A 20,764-nucleotide genomic window follows, 5' to 3' on the forward strand; every position below is an offset into this window, starting at 1 on the left:
CAACTCATTTCAACCCGGCCGCGTCCATTCCCCGCAGCTCCTTCTTCAGGTCGGCGATCTCGTCGCGCAGGCGACCCGCCAGCTCGAACTGGAGTTCGCGGGCGGCGTTCATCATCTGGGCGGTCAATTCCTTGACCAGATCGGCCAATTCGGCCCGCGGCATGGCCTTGATGTCGCGGCCCTCGTAGACACCGGCGCTCACCGCGCGGCCGGGCTCGCCCTGAGCCCGGCGGCCGCGGCTGGCGTTGCGGCCGGAGCCGCCCACCTCCACCACCTCGGTCTCGTCGGCCTCGCGGTAGACCTGATCGAGGATGTCGGCGATCTTCTTGCGCAACGGCTTCGGGTCGATGCCGTTGGCCTCGTTGTAGGCGATCTGCTTGGCGCGGCGGCGTTCGGTCTCGTCGATCGCCTGGCGCATCGAGTCGGTGATCTTGTCGGCGTACATGTGCACCTCGCCGGACACGTTGCGCGCCGCGCGGCCGATGGTCTGGATGAGGCTTGTCGTCGACCGCAGGAAGCCCTCCTTGTCGGCGTCGAGGATGGCCACCAGCGACACCTCGGGCAGGTCCAGACCCTCGCGCAGCAGGTTGATGCCGACCAGCACGTCGTAGTCGCCCAGCCGCAGCTGCCGCAGCAGCTCGACCCGGCGCAGGGTGTCGATCTCCGAGTGCAGGTAGCGCACCCGCACGCCCATGCCGAGCAGATAGTCGGTGAGGTCCTCGGCCATCTTCTTGGTGAGCGTGGTGACCAGCACCCGCTCGTCGCGCTCGGTGCGCAGCCGGATCTCGTGCACGAGGTCGTCGATCTGGCCCTTGGTCGGCTTGACCACGACGTGCGGGTCGACCAGGCCGGTCGGGCGGATGACCTGCTCGACGAATTCGCCGCCGGTCTGGCCCAATTCGTAGGGACCGGGGGTGGCCGACATGTACACCGTCTGCCCGATGCGGTCGGCGAACTCCTCCCACGTGAGCGGGCGGTTGTCGACCGCGGACGGCAGCCGGAAGCCGTATTCGACCAGGTTGCGCTTGCGCGACATATCGCCCTCGTACATGCCGCCGATCTGCGGGACGGTCACGTGCGACTCGTCGATGATCAGCAGGAAGTCGTCGGGGAAGTAGTCGAGCAGGGTGGCCGGGGCGGATCCGGCGGGGCGGCCGTCGATGTGGCGCGAGTAGTTCTCGATGCCCGAGCAGAATCCGACCTGGCGGATCATCTCCAGGTCGTACTGGGTGCGCATGCGCAGCCGCTGGGCCTCGAGCAGTTTGCCCTGGCGTTCCAGGTCGGCGAGCCGCTCGGCGAGTTCGACCTCGATGTCGCGCACCGCGCGTTCCATCCGCTCCGGCCCGGCGACGTAGTGGGTGGCGGGGAAGATGCGCAGCCGGTCGACCTGCCGCACGACGTCGCCGGTGAGCGGGTGCAGATAGTAGAGCGCCTCGATCTCGTCGCCGAAGAACTCGATGCGGACCGCGAGCTCCTCGTAGGACGGGATGATCTCGACCGTGTCGCCGCGCACCCGGAAGCTGCCGCGGGTGAAGGACATGTCGTTGCGGGTGTACTGCACGTCGACCAGCAGCCGCAGCAGCTTGTCGCGGTCGACCTCGCCGCCGACCTCGAGCGGGACCGAGCGGTCGAGATAGGACTGCGGCGTGCCCAGGCCGTAGATGCACGACACCGAGGCGACCACCACGACGTCGCGGCGCGAGAGCAGATTCTGCGTGGCCGAATGCCGCAGCCGCTCGACGTCGTCGTTGATCGAGCTGTCCTTCTCGATGTAGGTGTCGGTCTGGGCGATGTACGCCTCGGGCTGGTAGTAGTCGTAGTAGGAGACGAAGTACTCGACCGCGTTGTGCGGCAACATCTCTCGCAGTTCGTTGGCCAGCTGGGCGGCCAGCGTCTTGTTGGGGGCCATGACCAGGGTCGGCCGCTGCACGCGCTCGATGAGCCAGGCCGCGGTGGCCGACTTGCCGGTGCCGGTGGCGCCGAGCAACACCACGTCCCTCTCCCCCGCGCGCAGGCGGCGCTCGAGCTCCTCGATCGCGGCGGGCTGATCGCCCGCCGGGCGATGCTCGCTGACCACCTCGAACCGGCCGTCCGCCCGCTCGATCTCGCCGATGGGCCGGAACTCCGAATGCGCCAGCGGTGTGTTCCCCTCGGCGGGAATCTCGGTTGCGAATGCCATGTCACCAAGCCTAGGACGACCCACCGACAACAAACAGGAGCTCGCTCTCCGGGGGGCCGGTCGGAGCGACGCGCCGAGACGAGGGCGTGACTCATCTCACGTTTCAACACGGAGAAGCATGGGTTGCCCACACCTCCCGAAACGCGCGGGACCAGAGCCCGGGAGACCGCCGCCGAGTCCGAAACGGGAACATTCGCTACCCCTGGGCAATTGACACGGCACGGCCGATCCAAGGACGACGGCACGCCGCGAGCCGACGAGCGGCGAATTCCGACACACGAGCCGGTCACACCGAAAAGAACTGCACTCGAACGCCTTTGGAGAAAGCTCCGCGAAACGGGCACGCCGGAACGCCGCATCCGGCACCGCGTTCGGGCCGAACCGTCCTGCGCGGCAATATCTTCGGCCCACTCGCCGGATCATCCCGCCTTTTCCGCCCCACCCTCGATGCCCACCCTCCGACGCCGAAAAACGGCACCCCGACGTACCGGCTCCGGCAGCACGCGAGCAATGCCGCCACACCCGCCTCACCCGAGGTTGCTGGCCCCCGTCGAGCACCACCGCGGCAACGAGAATCGGCCACATCCCCCCCGCAACAGATTGTCCGAATTGTCCGGTGCCCCAAGCCGGCTCACCGGTGATAGCGATTCCGCGACAGGACAATTCCGGTCTGTTCACGTTCACACGGCGGGGGTTGCTGGGGTGTACTCTGATCCGGTCCGAGATTCGGCAAGGATCGAGAAGGGCGGCGCGTCATGGCCGGTTTTCATCTCTCACTTCTCGCGATGCCCGCGCTGGCCGGACTCGTGGGACGCACCCGAGCCCCGCGCAGCACCGCGTCCGATGGAGTAGTACCCATGTTGTTCTCGAAGCGACCCAGTGGTGCCGGTTCCACCGCCGTCACCTCCCCCGCGACGCCCGCTCCCCACCGCCCCCGCGTGGAGTACGTGGATCTGAGCGACCTCACCAGGACCGATGCGCGCGGCTTCGTGCATCCGGTGGACAGTTGCCATGTCGAACCGTTCGGTTTGTATCTGGTGTGTCCCGCCGACATCCCGCCCAACCGCTACACCGAGACCTGGGTGCTGCCCGATCTCTCGCTCCAGGTGACGATGCATCACGTCAACGCGTGTCACGATCGGGATCCCATCTACCACATCTACGTGGGCGAATTCGCGCGCATCGAGCCCAAACGCTGGCGGGCGGTCTACCACTACATCGATATCGTCGCCCGCAACGGCCGCGTCCCCGAACTGCGCGGGGTCGACGAGCTGTTCGCCGCGCACGCCGCCGGGCACGTGGATGCGGCGACCGCTCAGCAAGCCTTCCAGCGCGCGACCGCCGTCGTCGACGGCATCGCCTCCCACGACCACCGCTTCGAGAGCTGGCTCGCCACCCGCGGCGTCACGCTGAGCTGGCTCTGAACCGCGCCGACCGCGCGGGCATAATCGTCTGCGCGGGCGAGGCGTTCGCCGGTGCTGGAACCGGACGCGAGAGGCGGCGTGGATGACGGGGGCAACGGATCAGGCCGGGGTGGATCTGCACCGGCCGAAGGTCGAGTACTTCAACCTCGCCGACATGATCAATATCGACCGCAAGGGTTTCCACCGTCCGGTCGATCGCTACGAGGTCACCCCGTGGGGGCTGTACATGGGCCGCCCCGCCGACCACGTCGAGTTCCGCTACCTCGAGTCGTGGCTGCTGCCCGAACTCGGATTGCGCGCCACGAAGTTCCACCACAATCCCGGGCACGAGCGCGATCAGGACTACTACGTCGACATCGGCGAGTTCCGCGAGCTGGAGCCGGGCCGCTGGCGGTCGATCGATCTGTATCTCGACATCGTGGTCCGCAACGATCGCGACGCGGTCCTGCTCGACGTGGACGAGTTGCTCGTCGCGCACGCCGCGGGCTACCTCGACCTCGCCGAGGCGCAGGGGGCGATCGCCACCGCGACCGCCGCCCTCGACGGCATCGCCGCGCACGGCCACAACTTCGATCGCTGGCTGGCCGCGCGCGGGATCGAACTGACCTGGCTCAGGGATTGAGCGTCGCCCACGCCAGCGCGCGCGGGTAGGCGTCGTCGAACCACGGCGACTTGACGTCGAGATACGCCTGGATCGCCGACTCCCCGGTCAGCCCCGCCGCGGCGGCCTCGGCCTTGCGTTTCACCGCGAGGTACTCCTCGCGGGCGGCCGGTTCGGCGCGCAGCCAGTCCCGGAAGATCAGGCCGAAGCGCTGATTGGGCCAACCGTCCACGCGCACATGGATATTCGCGGGGCGGCCCGGATCGGCGTTGACGTGCAGCCGCTTGCCCCACCGCGCCGGATCGGCGCCGGGCTTCGGATCGTCGCGGTCGTATTCCGGGACGAGGGGAAAACCCGCCCGCTGCAACGGTTCTCGCAACGCGTCGGCGGCGTCGAGATCGGCCACGGTGATCTGGAGGTCGAGCACGTCCTTGGCGGGCAGGCCGGGCACCGCCGTGGAGCCGATGTGGTCGATGCGCCGGGCCGCCGCGCCACACGCCAGCGCCAGACGGGCGATGAGCCGCTGAGCCGCGTCCGCCCAACCCGGATCCGGCGCGACCAGGCGCACCTCGGCGCGCGGGGGCCGGGTATGGGTGCGGAGATTGCGCTCGAACGGCACCAGCCGCCCGTCCCAGAGCGCGGCGACCCGGGGAGCCAGGTCGGCGGGATCACCGTTGTTGTCCAGCAGCACATCCGCCGCGGCCCGGCGCTGATCGTCGGTGGCCTGGGCCTTGATCCGGGCCTGCGCGTCCGCGCGGGAGATACCCCGGAATTCCTCGAGCCGATGGATGCGCGTCTCGACATCGGCCATCACCACGACGACCAGATTCACCAGTGCGCCGATGCCGTTTTCCACCAGCAGCGGAACATCCTGCACCACAATCGAGTCCGCGGGCGCGGCCGCGATGAGTTCGGCGGTGCGCTCACCCACCAGCGGATGGGTGATGGAATTCAGCCGGGTGCGCGATTCGTCGTCGGCGAAAGCCTTGGCCGCCAACGCGGGCCGGTCCAGGCTGCCGTCCGCGGCGAGAATCTCGGGACCGAACGCCTCGACCAGAGCGGCCAGCCCGGGGGTGCCGGGCGCCACCACCTCGCGGGCGATGACGTCGCTGTCCACGAGCACCGCACCCCGTTCGACCAGCAGCCGCGCCACCGTCGACTTGCCCGCGCCCATGCCTCCGGTGAGACCGATTCGCAACATTCGATCAGTCTCGCATCCCGCGCGCGCACCCGTCGCACGCACCCCGCGCGGACCGAAGGCGGCTGGTACCCACGGGGACAGTCACTTTCACGCATTTCCCGATGAATTGCCCATTCCGTGACTGGGGAGTTATCGAACCGACACTTTTTCGTCCGTATCCGGACCGTAGGTTCACAACTTTCCGACACGCCGGGGTCGAAGTTACGCAATATATGGCGCCACACACTTTTGTTCCGCTAATCTTTCGCCGCAGGCGATCCAGGCAGTTCGAGTTAGCAAAGGAAGACCATTGGGCACCAAAAACATCCAGACGGGTCGCCACCGACTGGGTATCCCGGGCAAGGTGCACTGCATCCACCTGCCCGCCGTCGCGACCGCACTCGCGGAGTACCGTCGCCCCTGGCTGACCGCCCTGCTCAGCCCCGCCCGCCACAGCTTCGCCGCCATGCGCCTGCGCGCCCTCGCCCCGAACCGCTGGATTCCCGCCACCGCCAACTGATTTCGCGTGGGGCCAGCGGCCGTCGTGGGCACCGCCATCCCGTTCCGCCGCGCCCTCGACGTGCGGACACGCCGAGCGGATCGGTGGCCCGAAAGGCGCTGCGCCTCAGACGATTCCGCTCGGCCGGCGACGGCTCCCCGGCTCCTGGCTCGGCATCGAGTTCGGCGGCACCGGATACGGGATGCCCTTGTCGGCCGTGCCCAGCGCGAGATTCGGCCCGCACTGTTCCAGTGCGGCGGCCGCACCGGGATTGGGATCGGTGATGCGGGGCGGCACGGCGTCGGGGGTGGCGGCGAAATCGAAGGCCGAGGTCATATCGCCGGTGACCGAGCGCCGCCACGCCGTGAGGTTGGGGACGTCGACGCCGAAACGCCGTTCCAGCAAGCGCAATTGGGAGGTGTGGTCGAAGGTCTCCGAGGCGATCAGGCCGCCGCGCGAGTACGGGGAGATGACGAAACACGGCACCCGATAGCCGAGGCCGATCGGCCCCGCCACGCCCTTCGCGGCCGGGACGCGGGCCAGATCGACGGTGAGGAACTCCCCCGGCGTGCCGGGCGGCGCGGTCGGCGGGGTGACGTGGTCGAAGAAGCCGCCGTTCTCGTCGTAGCTCACGATCAGCGCCGTCTTCTCCCACACCCGCGGATTCGAGGTGAGGATGTCGAGCACCTGCATGATGCCGACCGCGCCCAACGCCGGGGGCAGCGCCGGATGCTCGCAGTTGAACAACGGCGGGATCACCCACGACACCGCGGGCAGCCGGTCCGCGGCCACGTCGGCGGCGAAGTCGCTCGGATACACCGGGGCCTTACCCCGTTGCGCCAGTTCGGAATTCGGATCGGCGGCCTGCTTGAAGCAGCCCATCATGCCGTCCAGGATCACCGACGAGATCGGGCCCACGTCGCGGTTGTTGTAGATCTTCCAGCTCACCCCGCCCTCGGACAGGTTCTCCGGGAAGGTCCGCCAGCTGTAGGCGTTCTGCGGGATCAGCGTGGGCGTCTCGACGAGGGGACCACCGGCCAGTCCGTCCGGGTCGATGGTCGCCGACACCCAGTACAGCCGGTTCGGGTCGGTCGGGCCGAGCACCGAGCAGTGGTAGTGATCGCACAGGGTGAACGCGTCGGCCAGCTCGTGGTGCACCGGGATGTCGGCGCGGGTGTAGTAGCCCATGGCCGCGGGCGCGTTCGCCGGGCCCACACTGGCGATCGACATCGGCATCCAGCCGTCGTTGCGCCCGCCGTTCCAGGACGCGTGCATACCCGCCCAGCTGTGGTCGGGATCGTTGACGCACTCCCCGTCCAGCGTCGCGCCGCGGGTGGTGTCGAGGCGGAACGGCTCGACATAGCCGTCCGGGGTCGGCCCGACGCCCGGCGCCCAGCCGTACTGCCGCCACACCGCCGACCGATCGTCGAATCCCCGTGCGCCCGAAAGCGTTCCGAAGTAGTGGTCGAAGGACCGGTTCTCCTGCATCAGCAGCACGAAGTGCTCGATGTCGCCGAGCCCGCCCGTGCCCGCGGGGTCGGCCGCGTGCGCGCGCTCGATGATCGGATTCGCCCACGACGCCAGCGCCCCCGCCCCACCGGCGGCCAGCGCCTTCGCCAGGAAATCACGCCGGTTGATGCCGTCGAACAGCCCCATACGGTCAGACCCTTTCGCGGAGGTGGGCACGATCGGCGCTGACGCTACCGCAGCGGGCCCCCGGGAGCCACCGGCGTGCCGGGAAACATCGGACAAAGAAATGGCCCCGGTCGGGTGACCGGGGCCATTGTGCCTAGCGTGGCGAATTACGCGTTGCCGGAGAGCTTCTCACGCAGCGCGGCGAGCTGCGCGTCGCTGGCGAGCGAACCACCCGCGGGCTCCGACTGCGCAGACGAGGAACGCTCGCCGCTCTCGGAGGAGTAGTTCGACGGGGCGCCGTTCGCGGCCTCGGCGGCGGCGTCGGCGGCCATCTTCTCCATCTGCGCGGTGTGCATCTTGTGGCGACGCTCCGCCTCGGCGTAGCGGGACTCCCACTCCTCGCGCTGCTTCTCGTAACCCTCGAGCCACTCGTTGGTGTCGGGGTCGAAGCCCTCGGGGAAGATGTAGTTGCCCTGGTCGTCGTAGCTGTCGGCCATGCCGTACTTCGACGGGTCGAACTCGGCGTGGTAGTCCTCGTTGGCCTGCTTCAGCGACAGCGAGATCCGGCGGCGCTCCAGGTCGATGTCGATGACCTTGACCATCGCGTCGTCGCCGACCTGCACGACCTGATCCGGCACCTCCACGTGGCGCTCGGCCAGCTCGGAGATGTGCACCAGGCCCTCGATGCCCTCCTCGACGCGGACGAACGCGCCGAACGGAACGAGCTTGGTGACCTTGCCGGGCACGATCTGGCCGATGGCGTGGGTGCGGGCGAACTGACGCCACGGATCTTCCTGAGTCGCCTTGAGCGACAACGAGACCCGCTCGCGATCCAGGTCGACGTCGAGCACCTCGACGGTGACCTCCATGCCGACCTCGACCACCTCGGAGGGGTGATCGATGTGCTTCCAGGACAGCTCCGACACGTGCACCAGACCGTCGACGCCGCCGAGATCGACGAACGCGCCGAAGTTGACGATCGAGGACACGACGCCCTTGCGGACCTGGCCCTTCTGCAGCTGGTGCAGGAACTCGCTGCGGACCTCGGACTGGGTCTGCTCGAGCCAGGCGCGGCGGGACAGGACCACATTGTTGCGGTTCTTGTCCAGCTCGATGATCTTGGCCTCGATCTCCTTGCCGACGTACGGCTGCAGATCGCGGACGCGGCGCATCTCCACCAGCGAAGCCGGGAGGAAGCCGCGCAGGCCGATGTCCAGGATCAGACCGCCCTTCACGACCTCGATGACGGTGCCCTTGACGGCCTCGTCCTTCTCCTTGAGCTCCTCGATCGTGCCCCACGCCCGCTCGTACTGCGCGCGCTTCTTCGACAGGATCAGGCGGCCTTCCTTGTCCTCCTTGGTGAGGACCAGGGCTTCGACCTCATCGCCCACGGAAACGACCTCGGCCGGGTCGACATCGTGCTTGATGGAAAGCTCACGGGAAGGAATGACACCTTCGGTCTTGTAGCCGATGTCGAGCAGGACCTCGTCCCGATCGACCTTGACGATGGTGCCTTCGACGATGTCGCCGTCGTTGAAGTACTTGATCGTCTTGTCGATCGCGGCGAGGAAATCCTCGGCAGAGCCGATGTCGTTGACGGCAACCTGCGGCGAGGTGGTCGTAGTGGGCATGTGTTGGGTTGCTCCGGACGGATTGTGGTCGGTAGAGGACATTGGAACTTTCGGTTTTGCCGTGAAATCACAGCCAGGGGACTACGTTGGACATGCACAGCACATCGCTGCCGCACTGCACAACGCTGTACTCGACGCATGTAACCTCACAGCACGCGCGGCTCCGGTACGAAATACTGAAGACACTCGCGGGGAACAGCGTACGCGAGGTGCGATGCGACAAGCAAACAAGGGTCCCCCTGGGCAAACTGGATACTCTTACATGATGCCCGAAGATCATCCGGTCGCGCTCGACGAGGATCGGCACGCCCAGGCCAACGCCCTCCTCGGCACCACCGGAGTGACCCGCCGCGAGATCGATTCCCAGGCCAGCCAGCGCGCCAACCGGCGATGGTGGGACGCCGACGCCGCGCAGTATCACGACACGCACGCCGACTTCCTCGGCGTGGACTCCCCCGGCGGCGAATTCGTCTGGTGCCCCGAGGGTCTGCACGAGGGCGACTGGCATCTGCTCGGCGACGTCGCGGGCAAACGCGTGCTGGAGATCGGCTGCGGTTCGGCGCCCTGTTCCCGGTGGCTCGCGGGGCAGGGCGCGCGGCCGGTGGGCCTGGATCTGTCGCGGCGGATGCTCGAGCGCGGCGTGGCGGCCATGGACCGCGGCGGGCCGCGGGTGCCGTTGGTGCAGGCGGGGGCCGAGGCGCTGCCGTTCGCCGACGCGTCGTTCGATCTGGCCTGCTCGGCCTTCGGCGCGATTCCGTTCGTAGCCGATTCGGCGCTGGTGATGCGCGAGGTGGCTCGGGTGCTGCGGCCGGGCGGGCGCTGGGTGTTCTCGGTGAATCATCCGATGCGCTGGGTGTTTCCCGACGACCCCGGCCCGGAGGGGTTGTGCGCGCGCATCTCCTATTTCGATCGCACCCCCTATGTGGAGGTGGACGCGGACGGCGCGCCGACCTACGCCGAACACCACCGCACGATGGGCGACCGGGTGCGCGAGATCGTGGCCGCGGGTCTGGTCCTGCTCGACATCGTCGAACCGGACTGGCCCGAGTGGCTCGACCGCGAGTGGGGTCAGTGGAGTCCGCTGCGCGGCGAGATCTTCCCGGGCACAGCCATTTTCGTGACCGAGCGACCCGAGCGCTAGACCTGCCGCAACGGCATGGTCTCCGCCGGGGCCGCGCCGACGGACACGGCCTCGGGGGTGGACGCGGCGGCCGGACCGGCGAACGCGGGCAGGGCCGCGAAGCGCGGATCGATCCGGGCGGTGCGGCTGGCGTAGGAGATCCAGCCGCGAGCGCGGGTGAGCGGGTGGTCGGGGAACTGCGGATCCCAGCGCGCGTCGTCGGCGGCGTTGTAGGGCAGCTTGCCCTTCACCTCGGGCGCGTACGGATGCGGCGGGAACATGTTCTGGAAGCCGACCTTCGGCACGATCGCCGCCTCGCGGGTCCCGGAGCGGCCGGTCTCCACGCACATGATCTTGAGGATCGCGCTACAGGTCGCCTTCGGCACCACGATGCCCGCGGTGAAGCCCAGCCCGGACCGCTCCGCGAGCGGGAACTTCTCCAGCCGCACCAGGGCGGGCTGCCCGTCGACGGTGACGGCGTGCGCCTCGATGAGGCAACCGAACTCGGCCTGTAGCTCGGTGAGCCTGCGCCGCAAGGTATCCGGGTCGTCCAACGACGCGGGCAGATCCGGCACCTGATCGATATAGGTGAGGGTCACCAGATCGCCGGTGGCCGGGTTGCTCCATCTGGTCTGGTCGAGCTGCTGTAGTCCTTTGGTATCGAACGCGATCGGCACGCGACCACGGTACCGATTCGTGGCCTTTTCGCACTTCCAGTGGTGTTTCGTGCCCAACACGTGACCGTCTGGTAATAAATTCCGGACAAAGCGGGTAGGGGGTCTTTTCTAACCCCTGTTTTTAGGGGACCGACCGGCCTGCTCCAGGGCCATCCGCAACGCGTACTCGATCTGGGCGTTGACGCTGCGCAGGTCGTCGGCCGCCCACTTGGCGATGGCCTCGTGGACGGCCGGGTCGAGCCGCAGCAGCACCTTCTTCGGCTCGCGCTTGACCATCAGGAGTAGAGCGAGCCGGTGTTGACGACGGGCTGGGCGGATCGGTCGCCGCACAGCACGACCAGCAGATTCGACACCATCGCGGCCTTGCGCTCCTCGTCGAGTTCGACCATGCCCTCGCGGGCGAGCCGATCGAGGGCCATGCCGACCATGCCGACCGCGCCCTCCACGATACGGCTGCGCGCGGCGACGATCTGCGACGCCTGCTGGCGGACGAGCATGGCCTGGGCGATCTCGGGCGCGTAGGCGAGGTGGGTGATGCGGGCCTCGAGGATATCGATCCCGGCCAGGGCCGTGCGCTCGCTGAGTTCGGTGGTCAGTTCCTCGGCGACCTCGGTGCCGTTGCGCAGGCTGGTGCGGTTCGGGTCGTCGGAGTCGTAGGGGTGCACGGTCGCCAGGTGCCGGACCGCGGCCTCGGACTGGGTCTGCACGTACTCCTCGTAGTCGTCGACGGCGAAGGCGGCCTTGAAGCTGTCGACCACGCGGTAGACCACGACCGCGGCGATCTCGACGGGGTTGCCGTCGTTGTCGTTGACCTTGAGCTTCTGGGTCTCGAAGTTGCGGACCCGCAACGAGATTCGGCGCTTGTTGGTCAGCGGGACGACCCAGAAGAAGCCGGGATCGCTGACCGAGCCGATGTAGCGGCCGAAGAACTGGACGACCTTGGCCTCGTTCGGGCCGACCGGGGTGAGCCCGGACAGCAGCAGGACCGCCAGCCCGACCACCACGAACAGGATGATCGCGCCCGCGGGCGAGCCGCCGTCACCGTCGGCGGTGGCGGAGGTGACCGCCACGCCCCCGAACAGCCCGGCCCCGCCCACGACGAGCAGAACCAACAACATGAGGAACCCGTTCACCCGAAAGGCCGGACGAAGCTCCATGACATCCTCCCAATATTGAAGTGATATCATGAAGATAGCACGATGTTGCGGTTCGCGCGAAAGAGGTTGGCCGGGTCGTAGGTCGCCTTCAGCGCGGCCAGCCGGGCATAGGTCGACTCGGTGTAGCCCGCCCGGGTCTGTCGCTCGCCGGCCCAGTCGCCCGCGCCGTAGAGGAAGTTCAGGCTGTGCCCGATCGCCCACGGCGACAGGGCTTTTCCGATGCCGTCGTGCAGACCGCGGATCTCGTCGCCGCCGGGTTCGGTGATGAACCGGGCGAGGTGGTCCGCGTCGCGGTGGTCGACGGTGGCGGGTCCGGGCCGGCGCAGCGCGCCGCCGAGGTGGCGCAGGTTGGCGACCACGGGCGCGTCGGCGGTCGCGTCCAGGAACGCTTGCGCCGCATCGGCGTTCAGCTCCGACAGCAGCAGGTTGGTGGCGGTGTAGGCGTGCGGGAAATCGGGATCGCTGTAGATGGTGTGGGTCTCGGTGTAGGGCATGGTCCGCAGGTCGTCCTTCAGGCGAGTCCCGATGCGCCGCAACGGTTCGACCAGGCGGTCGCCGTCCGGACCGACGTGCGCGATATTGATCGTGGCGATGTAGCGGCCGCGCAGCGGAGCGGGAACGGGCGGGATGTCGGGCATGGTCATGAGGGTCAACCCCGAGGTCGTCTCGTCCGGAACGTCCTGGGTCCACAGCCGCCACGCCTCCAGCGCCGGTTCCACCAGATCCGTATCGAAGATCAGCTGCCCGCCGTAGACCGAGGTGAGCGGGACCAGGTCGAGTTCCAGCGCGGTGACCACGCCGAAATTGCCGCCCGTGCCCAGCACCGCGCCGAAGAGTTCGTCGCCGGGCCGCAGCGTGCGCACCCGCCCGTCGGCGGTGACGAGTTCGATCGCGCGCACGCGGTCGGCGGCGTAGCCGAAGGTGCGGGCGAGGATGCCGAGCCCGCCGCCGAGGTGGTAGCCGACCACGCCGACCGACGGCGACGAGCCGTTGAGCGGGGCCAGTCCGTGCGGCGCGGCGGCATCGATGAGCGCGCCCGCCCGCACCCCGGCCGCGACCTTCGCGGTGCGCGCGGCCGGATCGATCTCGATCCCGGTCATGCGGCGGGTGCTGACGAGCACGCCGCCGTCGAGCGGCACCGACAGGCCATGGCCGGTGGCCTGCACGCCGATCGGAAGCCGGTGGCGCGCGGCGTATTCCACGGCGGCGCGGACGTCCTCGGTGTGCCGGGCCCCGACCACGAGGGCGGGGCGGTGGGTGTAGGCGGTCTGGAAGCCCGCGATCTCCGCGGCGTAGCCGTCGTCCCCGGGACGGAGGATCGGGCCGGAGCAGATGAGGTCGTTGTTCGTCATGCCCTCGACGATTCCGCAGTCCGGTCGAGAAGTGAAACAGATAGATCTTCTGGAAACTAGAATGATCGCTTATGGAGCTTCGCCAGTTGCGCTACTTCGTCACCGTCGCCGAGGAGGCCAACTTCACCCGCGCCGCGGCCCGCCTGCATCTGGCCCAGCCCGGCCTGTCGGCGCAGATCCGGCAGCTGGAACGCGAACTGGGACAACCCCTTCTGGACCGCTCCGGCCGCACGGTCACCCTCACCGACGCCGGTGCGGCCGTCCTCCCGCACGCCCGCGCCGCGCTCGCCGCCGCCGATCGGGTCCGCGACACCGTCGACGAGTTCACCGGGCTGTTGCGCGGCCACGTCCGCCTCGGCACGATCTCCGGCGTCGCGTCCGGCGAACTCGACATCGCCCCGGTCCTCGCCGCCTTCCACCACGACCATCCGCAGGTCGAGATCACCCTCACCGAGACGAGTTCGGACGCCATGCTCGACGCTCTCGCGCGCGGCGCGCTCGATATCGCGCTCATCGGATTGACCGGCGCGCCAATCGATTCCAGGATCGAGACCGATATCGTCTACGACGCCGCCGTGCAGGCCGCCGTCCCGATCGACGATCCCGGCGCTCGGGACCGAATCCCCTTGCGCGAGTTGCGGGATCGGCCGCTGATCTGCCTCACCCGCGGCACGGGCATCCGAGGCGTGTTCGAAAGGGCCTGCGCGGCGGCGGGTTTCGAACCGAATGTGGCCTTCGAGGCCGCCGCGCCGCCGCTGTTGCTTCGGCTGGCCGCCCGCGGTCTGGGCACCGCCATCGTCCCCGCGCTCACCCCCGCCGAGGCCGCGACCTTCGCGGTGCGCACGCTGGCGATCACCGAGCCGGAGCTGCGCGGGCGGCTGGCCCTGGCGTGGCGGGCGGACCGCTCGGGATCGCCCGCCACGAAAGTCCTGCTCGGCCAACTGCGTATCGCGCTGGCGCGGTGACTCACAGGATTCGGGACAGGAACGCCTTCGTCCGTTCGTGGCGCGGATTCGCCAGCACCTCGCGCGGATCACCGGATTCGACGACCACGCCGCCGTCCATGAACACCAGCTGATCGGCCACCTCGCGGGCGAAGCCCATCTCGTGGGTCACCACGATCATCGTCATGCCCGAGGCGGCCAGTTCCCGCATGACGCCCAGCACCTCGCCGACCAGTTCGGGGTCCAGCGCCGAGGTCGGCTCGTCGAACAGCATGAGCTTGGGATCCATGGCCAGCGCGCGGGCGATCGCCACGCGCTGCTGCTGGCCGCCGGACAGCTGGGCGGGATAGGTGTCGGCCTTGTCGGCCATGCCCACCCGGTCCAGCAGTTCGCGGGCCCGGGCGCGGGCGTCCTGTTTGCGCAGCCGCTTGACCTGGGTGGGCGCCTCGATGATGTTCTCGATCGCGGTGCGGTGCGGGAACAGGTTGAAGTGCTGGAACACCATGCCGATGTCGCGGCGCTGCGCGGCGGCCTGCCGGGGGCTCAGCTCGTAGAGCTTGCCGTTCTTCTCGCGGTAGCCGATCAGGTCGCCGTCGACGTACAGCCGCCCGGCGTTGACCTGTTCGAGGTGGTTGATGCAGCGCAGGAACGTCGACTTGCCGGAACCGGACGGGCCGATCAGGCACATCACCTCGCCGCGCGGCACCTCCAGCGAGACGCCCTTGAGCACCTGCAACGCGCCGAAGTTCTTGCACACCTGCTGGGCCTGGATCATGGGAGTCGTTGCGGCCGTACTCATTTCCCGACCTCCGAGGGCATCGCCCGGGCCAGGGCCGCCAGTTGTTTGTTGGTCAGCTGACGGCTCGACCCCCGCGCGAAGTACCGCTCCAGATAGAACTGGCCCACCATGAGGATGCTCGTGACCACCAGATACCAGGTGGCCGCGACCAGCAGCAGCGGGATGGGCTGGAAGTTCACGCCGTAGATGTCGCGGGCGCGGCCGTACAGGTCGGTGGTCAGCGGGATGGCGGCCACCAGCGAGGTGGTCTTCAACATGCTGATCAGCTCGTTGCCGGTCGGCGGGATGATCACCCGCATCGCCTGCGGCAGCACGGTCCGGCGCATGGTCTGACTCCACGACATACCCAGCGCGAACGACGCCTCGCGCTGCCCCTCACCCACGGAATTGATTCCCGCGCGGACGATCTCGGCCATGTAGGCGGCCTCGTTCAGGCCCAGGCCGAGCATGGCGAAGAAGAACGCCGCCGACCAGCCCTGAATGTTCAGATGCGCGAAATGCGGTCCGCCGAACGGGATTCCGAGATCGATCGTCTTGTACAGCGAGGGGAACAGCCCCCAGAACACCAACTGCACGTACACCGGCGTCCCGCGGAAGATCCACAGATACACCCAACCCACCGCGCGCAGAACGGGATTCGGCGACAGCCGCATGACCGCGAGGATCATGCCCAGCACCACGCCGATCGCCATGGCCAGCACGGTCAGCTCGAGGGTGACCAGTACGCCCTGACCCGCGATCCGCGAATCGAACAGATACTTGCCGTAGGTGTCCCACCGATAGGCCGGGTTGGTGGCCGCGCCGTAGACGAACAGCGCGACCAGCACCAGGATGATCGCCGCGGCGATCCAGCGGCCGGGATGCCGCAGCGGCACGGCCTTGATCGGGGCGGGCTCGGCGGACTCGTCGAAGTCCTGGGGGCTCACCGGATATCAGCTCTTCGCGCCGTTGATCTCGGACTTGGTGATCGCGCCCTCCTGGACGCCCCAGTTCTCGGCGATCTTGCGGTAGTCACCGGAGTCCATCAGATGCTGCACGGCCTCCTGCAACACGGCCGCCAGCGGGGAGCCCTTCTTCACCGGCCAGCCGTACGGCGCGGATTCGAAGATCGAACCGGCGGGTTCGATCTTGTCCTGATTCTGCTTGATGGCGTACGCGGTCACCGGCGAGTCGGCGGACATGGCGTCGACCTGACCGAGCACCAGCGCGGTCGACGCGGCGCTCTGCTCGTCGAACGGGACCTTCTGGATCTCGGGCTTGCCGGCGTCGGTGCACGCCTTGCTCTTGGCCGGGATCTCGTCGGTGTCCTCGATCGTGGTGCGCTGCACGGCGACCTTCTTGCCGCAGGCGTTGTTCGGGTCGATCGCCTTGCCCTTCTGCTGGGCCCACTGGATGCCCGCGGAGAAGTAGTCGACGAAGTCGACGGTCTTCTGGCGTTCGACGTTGTCGGTGAACGAGGACATGCCCACGTTGTAGGTCCCGGCCTCGATGGCGGGGATGATCTTCTCGAAGTCGGACTCCTTGTAGTCGGCCTGCACGCCGAGCACGGTCGCGACCGCGTCCATCAGGTCGACGTCGAAGCCGACGATCTTGCCGGAGCCCGGATCCTTGTACTCGTTCGGCTGATACGGGATGTTCACGCCGACGACCAGTTTGCCCGACTGCTTGACGTCCGCGGGCAGCTTGGCGGCGATGGCGTCGACCTTCGAGACCTGAACCTTGTCCACCTTCGGACCGTTGTCCTCGGTGTTCTTGGTACAGCCCGTCAACGCCAGCGCGCCACCGGCGACGAGACACGCGGCTCGCAGGAGAAATCCACGACGAACAGACACAGCAGCCCTCCATGTTCGGGTGGGCGACAACCGGGCGTCGCCCGCCGTTCGAAATCTAGGCGATTCGGACCGACTGTGCCGGTCGGTTACCGAAGGTTAATGCGCGCCGGAGGCACGCGTGGCGGTTACCCGCCGAGTTCGGGACCTTATCACCAGCGGTTCAGCCGGGCGCGCACGTGCTCGGTGAATTCGGTGGTCGAGGCCAGGCCGCCGAGGTCGGCGGTCGCCACGCCGGAGGCGAGGGTGGCCGCGATCGCCCGGTCGATGTGGTCGGCGGCCCGGGTCAGGGCCGGGTCGGCGCGACGGGCGCCGAGCAGCCGCAGCAGCATGGCCGCGGACAGTTGCAGCGCGGCCGGATTGGCGCGATTGTGGCCGGCCAGTGTCGGCGCGGCGCCGTGCACGGCCTGGGCCATGGCCTGGGTGGCCGAGCAGTTCAGCGAGGCGGCCAGGCCCAGCGAACCACTCAGTTCGCCCGCGAGGTCGGACAGGATGTCGCCGAACAGGTTCTCGGTGACGAGCACGTCGTAGTCCCCCGGGGCGCGGACCAGATGGGCGGCGGCCGCGTCGACGTGTTCGTCGGTCACGGTCAGCCCCGAATATCCTTGTGCCACTTCGTGACACACGTCCCGGAACAGGCCCATGGTCAGCGGCAGGACATTGGCCTTGTGCACGATGGTGAGCCGCTTGCGCCGGGTCGCGGCGAGGGCGCACGCCTCGTGCGCGATCCGCTCGCACGCCGCGCGGGTCACCACGCCCACCGACAGCGCCACATCCGGGGTCGGGCGGAACTCGCCCGCTCCGGCGACCATATTGCGGTCGGCGTAGAAGCCCTCGCTGTTCTCCCGGACGATCACCAGATCGATATCGGGCGCGGCGGCCCGCACGCCCGGAAACGCCCGCGCCGGACGGATATTCGCGTACAGCCCGAACCGTTTGCGGATCGCGCCGCCGGGCGGGGTGCCGGTGCGATGTTCGGGAGCGTAGGCGGCGTTGTCGTGCGGACCCAGGATCCACCCGTCCAGTCCGGCCAGCGCGTCGAGCGTGAGATCCGGTAGCGGCGAACCGAATTCGTCGATGGCGGCCTGTCCCATCGGCAGCGGCACCCACTCCACGCCCGCGCCCAGCGCGTCGTCGACGACCAGCCGGGTCGCCCGGACCACCTCCGGGCCGATCCCGTCCCCCTCGATCAGCCCCAGTCGTATCGCCGCCCGTTCGCTCACGGGTCCATCCTGACCGGTCCGCCGCGCGGCGCGAACACCGGATACCGCGAACCGCCGCACGGACACTCGGGGGCGGCGTATGTTCGCGAGATCATGGTGCAGTCGGTGGAATTGCTGGTGGACGACGCGACCGACGCGGAGATCCGCCGCCAGTGGTCCCTGCTCACCGAGGCGGGCCTGCCCGGCCCGTCCCCCGACCACCGCCCCCACATCACCCTCGCGGTGGCCCGCCAGATCTGGCCCCGCCTCGAGGAGACCCTCACCACCCTGACCTTCCGCCCGATCCCCCTCCGCCTCGGCGGCCTGCTGATCTTCGGCTCCCGCCACCCCATCCTGGTCCGCCCCCTCGTACCCACCGAACCCCTCCTCGACCTGCAACGCCGAGTCTTCGCCGTGATAGCCCAATGCCCCGGCATCCCCGCCACCGTCCGCCCCGACGCCTGGACCCCGCACATCACCCTGGCCCGCCGCCTCCGCCCACAACAGGTGGGCGAGGCGTTCCACGCGGTGTCGAGCGATCGGGAGTTCGCGGGGGTGGGGGTGGGGGTCAGGCGGTGGGACGGGGATCGGCGGCGGGAGTGGTCGGTGTTGTCATGATCCGGCAGGAGCGCGCGACCCTCGGATCGCCCTGCGCGGTGACGCGGCCGGTATCGATGAGATCGATGAGCCGTTGTTGCAGAACGTAATCCATCACCGGATACGCGTGGGTTCCCATGACCTCGGCGATGACCGCGGTCATGGGCGTGGCCTCGGCGGGAATCGCGGCGAGCAGACGCTCGTCGAAATGGGTGACGGGCGCCGAGCGCAACCCCTGTTCCGACATCACCCGGAACGGGGCGTTCTCCGCCTCGAGGTCCGACCACGAGCGGGCCAGTTCGGCGCGTTCGTCGTCGGTGACCGGGCGCTCGCTTCCCAGCAGCGCCGCGAGCCGTTCGGGCGACATCTCCGCCACCGAATCCGCTTGCGCCGCCGAGACATCGATCGCGTGGAGCGAGCCGCTATCCGCACGGCCTGCCAACATCCGGTGCAACGCGACCTCCTGGGCGCGGCGCCGACCGGTCCACACCACGGCTCTCGCCCCCGACAATCGCTGCCTCAGCCGCTGCTCGGCGTCGGTCACCTCCGCGCGCAGTGCCTCCGCGAAATCGCCGGTGTACGCCTCGGCCCACCACTGTCCGCACATGAACCGTCCGCATGATCGCTCTACTCCCCCTGCTCGGATTGCGTTCCGCTACCAGAGTGCCATCGAACGGCGCGGTCCGCCGCTTACCCCGCTACCGTCCTGGGTACCCGCCAAGGAACGGTGAGCAGCCGACGGAAGAGAACCGGAGTTCGCGACGTTGCATCCGGTACACACAACGAGAGGATCCCATGGCCACCCAGACTCTGACCGAGCAGAACTTCGACGAGATCGTGACCGGTAACGACATCGTTCTGGTCGACTTCTGGGCCGATTGGTGCGGGCCGTGCAAGCAGTTCGCGCCGACCTTCGAGTCGTCCTCGGAGCAGCATCCCGACGTGGTGCACGGCAAGGTCGACACCGAGGCGCAGCAGGGGCTGGCCGCGGCGGCGCAGATCCGGTCCATTCCGACCATCATGGCCTTCAAGGAGGGCGTGCTCGTCTTCGCGCAGCCGGGCGCGTTGCCCGCGGCCGCGCTCGAGGACCTCGTCACGCAGGTGAAGGCGCTCGACATGGACGAGGTGCGCAAGCAGCTGGCCGAGCATCAGCAGCAGGAGCAGTAGTCCCGAAACGGCAAGCGCCGCATCACCTTTCCGGTGATGCGGCGCTGTCGTACGCGGTCAGCGGCCGAGCTGGTTGATGCCCGCGATCATGGCGCGGACGGTCGACTCGGGGCCGTCGTCGGCGAGGGCGGCGCCCCAGCCGCGGCGGCCGTTGGACTCGCACTGCACGAAAGTCGCTGTGCCCGAGGCGGTTCGGCGCTGATGGAACTTGAGGATCTCGACCGGGTAGCCCTCGTCGTAGAGGGCCGAGGTCAGCGCCGCGACCGGGCTACCGGCCGTGATCACGGTCCGTTGCCGGCCCGCGAAGTCGAGGGTGGCGGTGTAGGTCGCCACCGGCAGGCCCTGGTCGAGGCGGGTCCAGTCGCTGAGCTTGATCGGTCCGGTCGGGCCGCAGTAGCGATCGTGGAACTCGGTGGGGGTCAGTCCGGCGCATTCGGCCCGCAGGCCCTTGGGTGCGGCGGAGATGAAGTCGCGCGTGTCTATGGTGATGGTCATTGGACTAGGTCTTCCCGAAGCTTCGTCGTGTCTGATGACAGAGGGAGGGGACCAGCTGGAGCAAATCTGTACGGCCGCAGCGAGGGGGCCGGTCCGAATTCAGACCCCGCTACGGCGAAGTACTACGAGAAGTCGACCGGCAGCCATCATCGCGGTGAGCGAGAGACGCGCGGCGCTGTCGCGGTCGGCGACATCGAGCGCTGCGCTGCGGCTGGCGGCGGGGTTCGGCACGTGAACGAGGATATGGACTCGCCCCCGCGATGGCAACCATTTTCA

At 68.6% G+C, this 20,764-nt stretch carries 21 protein-coding genes; 7 read left to right on the top strand and 14 right to left on the bottom strand.

All coding sequences use genetic code 11. From position 1 onward, the window contains the following. Positions 1 to 4 precede the first annotated feature (4 nt). Complete coding sequence (gene uvrB, locus ACWDSJ_RS17870) at positions 5 to 2,179, bottom strand: excinuclease ABC subunit UvrB (protein WP_450033190.1); 2,175 nt, start codon at positions 2,177 to 2,179, stop codon at positions 5 to 7. A gap of 857 nt (positions 2,180 to 3,036) precedes the next feature. On the opposite strand from uvrB, the gene ACWDSJ_RS17875 reads away from it, so the two are divergent. Together ACWDSJ_RS17875 and ACWDSJ_RS17880 are read left to right on the top strand one after the other, a co-directional pair. Beyond that, entirely contained in the window at positions 3,037 to 3,603 is a 567-nt protein-coding gene (locus tag ACWDSJ_RS17875; protein WP_450033191.1) for a hypothetical protein, read from the top strand. A gap of 82 nt (positions 3,604 to 3,685) precedes the next feature. Continuing rightward, a complete protein-coding gene (locus ACWDSJ_RS17880; protein WP_387361926.1) occupies positions 3,686 to 4,225 on the top strand; it encodes a DUF402 domain-containing protein in 540 nt (179 codons plus the stop codon). On the opposite strand, the gene coaE is transcribed toward ACWDSJ_RS17880, so the two are convergent. After that, positions 4,215 to 5,405 (bottom strand): dephospho-CoA kinase, encoded by a 1,191-nt coding sequence (coaE, locus tag ACWDSJ_RS17885; protein ID WP_450033192.1) that lies wholly within the window; start codon positions 5,403 to 5,405, stop codon positions 4,215 to 4,217. The two genes, ACWDSJ_RS17880 and coaE, sit on opposite strands and share 11 nt — an antisense overlap. Before the next feature lie 289 nt (positions 5,406 to 5,694). Between coaE and ACWDSJ_RS17890 the strand changes: the two genes are divergently transcribed. Further along, entirely contained in the window at positions 5,695 to 5,904 is a 210-nt protein-coding gene (locus ACWDSJ_RS17890; protein ID WP_387361922.1) for a hypothetical protein, read from the top strand. Positions 5,905 to 6,009: 105 nt separating this feature from the next. Here ACWDSJ_RS17890 and ACWDSJ_RS17895 read toward each other — a convergent pair whose 3' ends face one another. Beyond that, positions 6,010 to 7,539 (bottom strand): phospholipase C, encoded by a 1,530-nt coding sequence (locus tag ACWDSJ_RS17895; protein WP_450033193.1) that lies wholly within the window; start codon positions 7,537 to 7,539, stop codon positions 6,010 to 6,012. 146 nt (positions 7,540 to 7,685) lie between these two features. Further along, a complete protein-coding gene (rpsA, locus tag ACWDSJ_RS17900; RefSeq protein ID WP_387361918.1) occupies positions 7,686 to 9,149 on the bottom strand; it encodes a 30S ribosomal protein S1 in 1,464 nt (487 codons plus the stop codon). A gap of 265 nt (positions 9,150 to 9,414) precedes the next feature. On the opposite strand from rpsA, the gene ACWDSJ_RS17905 reads away from it, so the two are divergent. After that, positions 9,415 to 10,290 (top strand): class I SAM-dependent methyltransferase, encoded by an 876-nt coding sequence (locus ACWDSJ_RS17905; RefSeq protein ID WP_387362304.1) that lies wholly within the window; start codon positions 9,415 to 9,417, stop codon positions 10,288 to 10,290. Here ACWDSJ_RS17905 and ACWDSJ_RS17910 read toward each other — a convergent pair. The 4 genes from ACWDSJ_RS17910 to ACWDSJ_RS17925 all read right to left on the bottom strand — a co-directional run bounded on the left by ACWDSJ_RS17910 (position 10,287) and on the right by ACWDSJ_RS17925 (position 13,455). Then, the gene (locus ACWDSJ_RS17910) at positions 10,287 to 10,946 is read right to left on the bottom strand and encodes a hypothetical protein (RefSeq protein ID WP_450033194.1); all 660 of its coding nucleotides are present in this window, start codon (positions 10,944 to 10,946) and stop codon (positions 10,287 to 10,289) included. The genes ACWDSJ_RS17905 and ACWDSJ_RS17910 overlap by 4 nt on opposite strands. Before the next feature lie 108 nt (positions 10,947 to 11,054). Continuing rightward, positions 11,055 to 11,222, bottom strand: coding sequence for a hypothetical protein (locus ACWDSJ_RS17915; RefSeq protein WP_387361914.1), 168 nt, complete (start codon positions 11,220 to 11,222; stop codon positions 11,055 to 11,057). After that, positions 11,222 to 12,103, bottom strand: a complete 882-nt coding sequence (locus ACWDSJ_RS17920; RefSeq protein WP_450033195.1) for an SPFH domain-containing protein — start codon at positions 12,101 to 12,103, stop codon at positions 11,222 to 11,224. Before ACWDSJ_RS17920 ends, ACWDSJ_RS17915 begins: the two co-directional genes overlap by 1 nt. Positions 12,104 to 12,129: 26 nt before the next feature. Further along, on the bottom strand, positions 12,130 to 13,455 hold the full coding sequence (locus ACWDSJ_RS17925; protein ID WP_450033196.1) for an FAD-binding oxidoreductase: 1,326 nt from the start codon (positions 13,453 to 13,455) through the stop codon (positions 12,130 to 12,132). A 71-nt stretch (positions 13,456 to 13,526) separates the two neighbouring features. Between ACWDSJ_RS17925 and ACWDSJ_RS17930 the strand changes: the two genes are divergently transcribed. Beyond that, complete coding sequence (locus tag ACWDSJ_RS17930) at positions 13,527 to 14,420, top strand: LysR family transcriptional regulator (protein WP_450033197.1); 894 nt, start codon at positions 13,527 to 13,529, stop codon at positions 14,418 to 14,420. 1 nt (position 14,421) lies between these two features. Here ACWDSJ_RS17930 and ACWDSJ_RS17935 read toward each other — a convergent pair whose 3' ends face one another. The 4 genes from ACWDSJ_RS17935 to ACWDSJ_RS17950 form a co-directional block, all read right to left on the bottom strand. Beyond that, positions 14,422 to 15,198: an amino acid ABC transporter ATP-binding protein gene (locus ACWDSJ_RS17935; protein WP_450033198.1), complete on the bottom strand. Its 777-nt coding sequence runs from the start codon at positions 15,196 to 15,198 to the stop codon at positions 14,422 to 14,424. After that, the gene (locus ACWDSJ_RS17940) at positions 15,195 to 16,124 is read right to left on the bottom strand and encodes an amino acid ABC transporter permease (RefSeq protein ID WP_387361905.1); all 930 of its coding nucleotides are present in this window, start codon (positions 16,122 to 16,124) and stop codon (positions 15,195 to 15,197) included. Before ACWDSJ_RS17940 ends, ACWDSJ_RS17935 begins: the two co-directional genes overlap by 4 nt. Before the next feature lie 6 nt (positions 16,125 to 16,130). Then, on the bottom strand, positions 16,131 to 17,030 hold the full coding sequence (locus tag ACWDSJ_RS17945; RefSeq protein WP_450033199.1) for an ABC transporter substrate-binding protein: 900 nt from the start codon (positions 17,028 to 17,030) through the stop codon (positions 16,131 to 16,133). Between the two features lie 149 nt (positions 17,031 to 17,179). Then, positions 17,180 to 18,250 (bottom strand): isocitrate/isopropylmalate dehydrogenase family protein, encoded by a 1,071-nt coding sequence (locus ACWDSJ_RS17950; RefSeq protein ID WP_450033200.1) that lies wholly within the window; start codon positions 18,248 to 18,250, stop codon positions 17,180 to 17,182. Positions 18,251 to 18,343: 93 nt separating this feature from the next. On the opposite strand from ACWDSJ_RS17950, the gene ACWDSJ_RS17955 reads away from it, so the two are divergent. Further along, on the top strand, positions 18,344 to 18,847 hold the full coding sequence (locus ACWDSJ_RS17955; protein WP_450033201.1) for a 2'-5' RNA ligase family protein: 504 nt from the start codon (positions 18,344 to 18,346) through the stop codon (positions 18,845 to 18,847). On the opposite strand, the gene ACWDSJ_RS17960 is transcribed toward ACWDSJ_RS17955, so the two are convergent. Then, positions 18,798 to 19,433 (bottom strand): DUF3658 domain-containing protein, encoded by a 636-nt coding sequence (locus tag ACWDSJ_RS17960; protein ID WP_450033202.1) that lies wholly within the window; start codon positions 19,431 to 19,433, stop codon positions 18,798 to 18,800. The genes ACWDSJ_RS17955 and ACWDSJ_RS17960 overlap by 50 nt on opposite strands. Positions 19,434 to 19,621: 188 nt before the next feature. Here ACWDSJ_RS17960 and trxA point away from each other — a divergent pair, with 188 nt between their 5' ends. Further along, positions 19,622 to 19,993, top strand: coding sequence for a thioredoxin (trxA, locus tag ACWDSJ_RS17965; protein ID WP_450033203.1), 372 nt, complete (start codon positions 19,622 to 19,624; stop codon positions 19,991 to 19,993). A 57-nt stretch (positions 19,994 to 20,050) separates the two neighbouring features. Here trxA and ACWDSJ_RS17970 read toward each other — a convergent pair whose 3' ends face one another. Beyond that, on the bottom strand, positions 20,051 to 20,488 hold the full coding sequence (locus tag ACWDSJ_RS17970; protein ID WP_387361894.1) for a 2-isopropylmalate synthase: 438 nt from the start codon (positions 20,486 to 20,488) through the stop codon (positions 20,051 to 20,053). Positions 20,489 to 20,764: the final 276 nt, after the last annotated feature.

The sequence above is a fragment of the Nocardia sp. NPDC003482 genome (genome assembly GCF_053588115.1).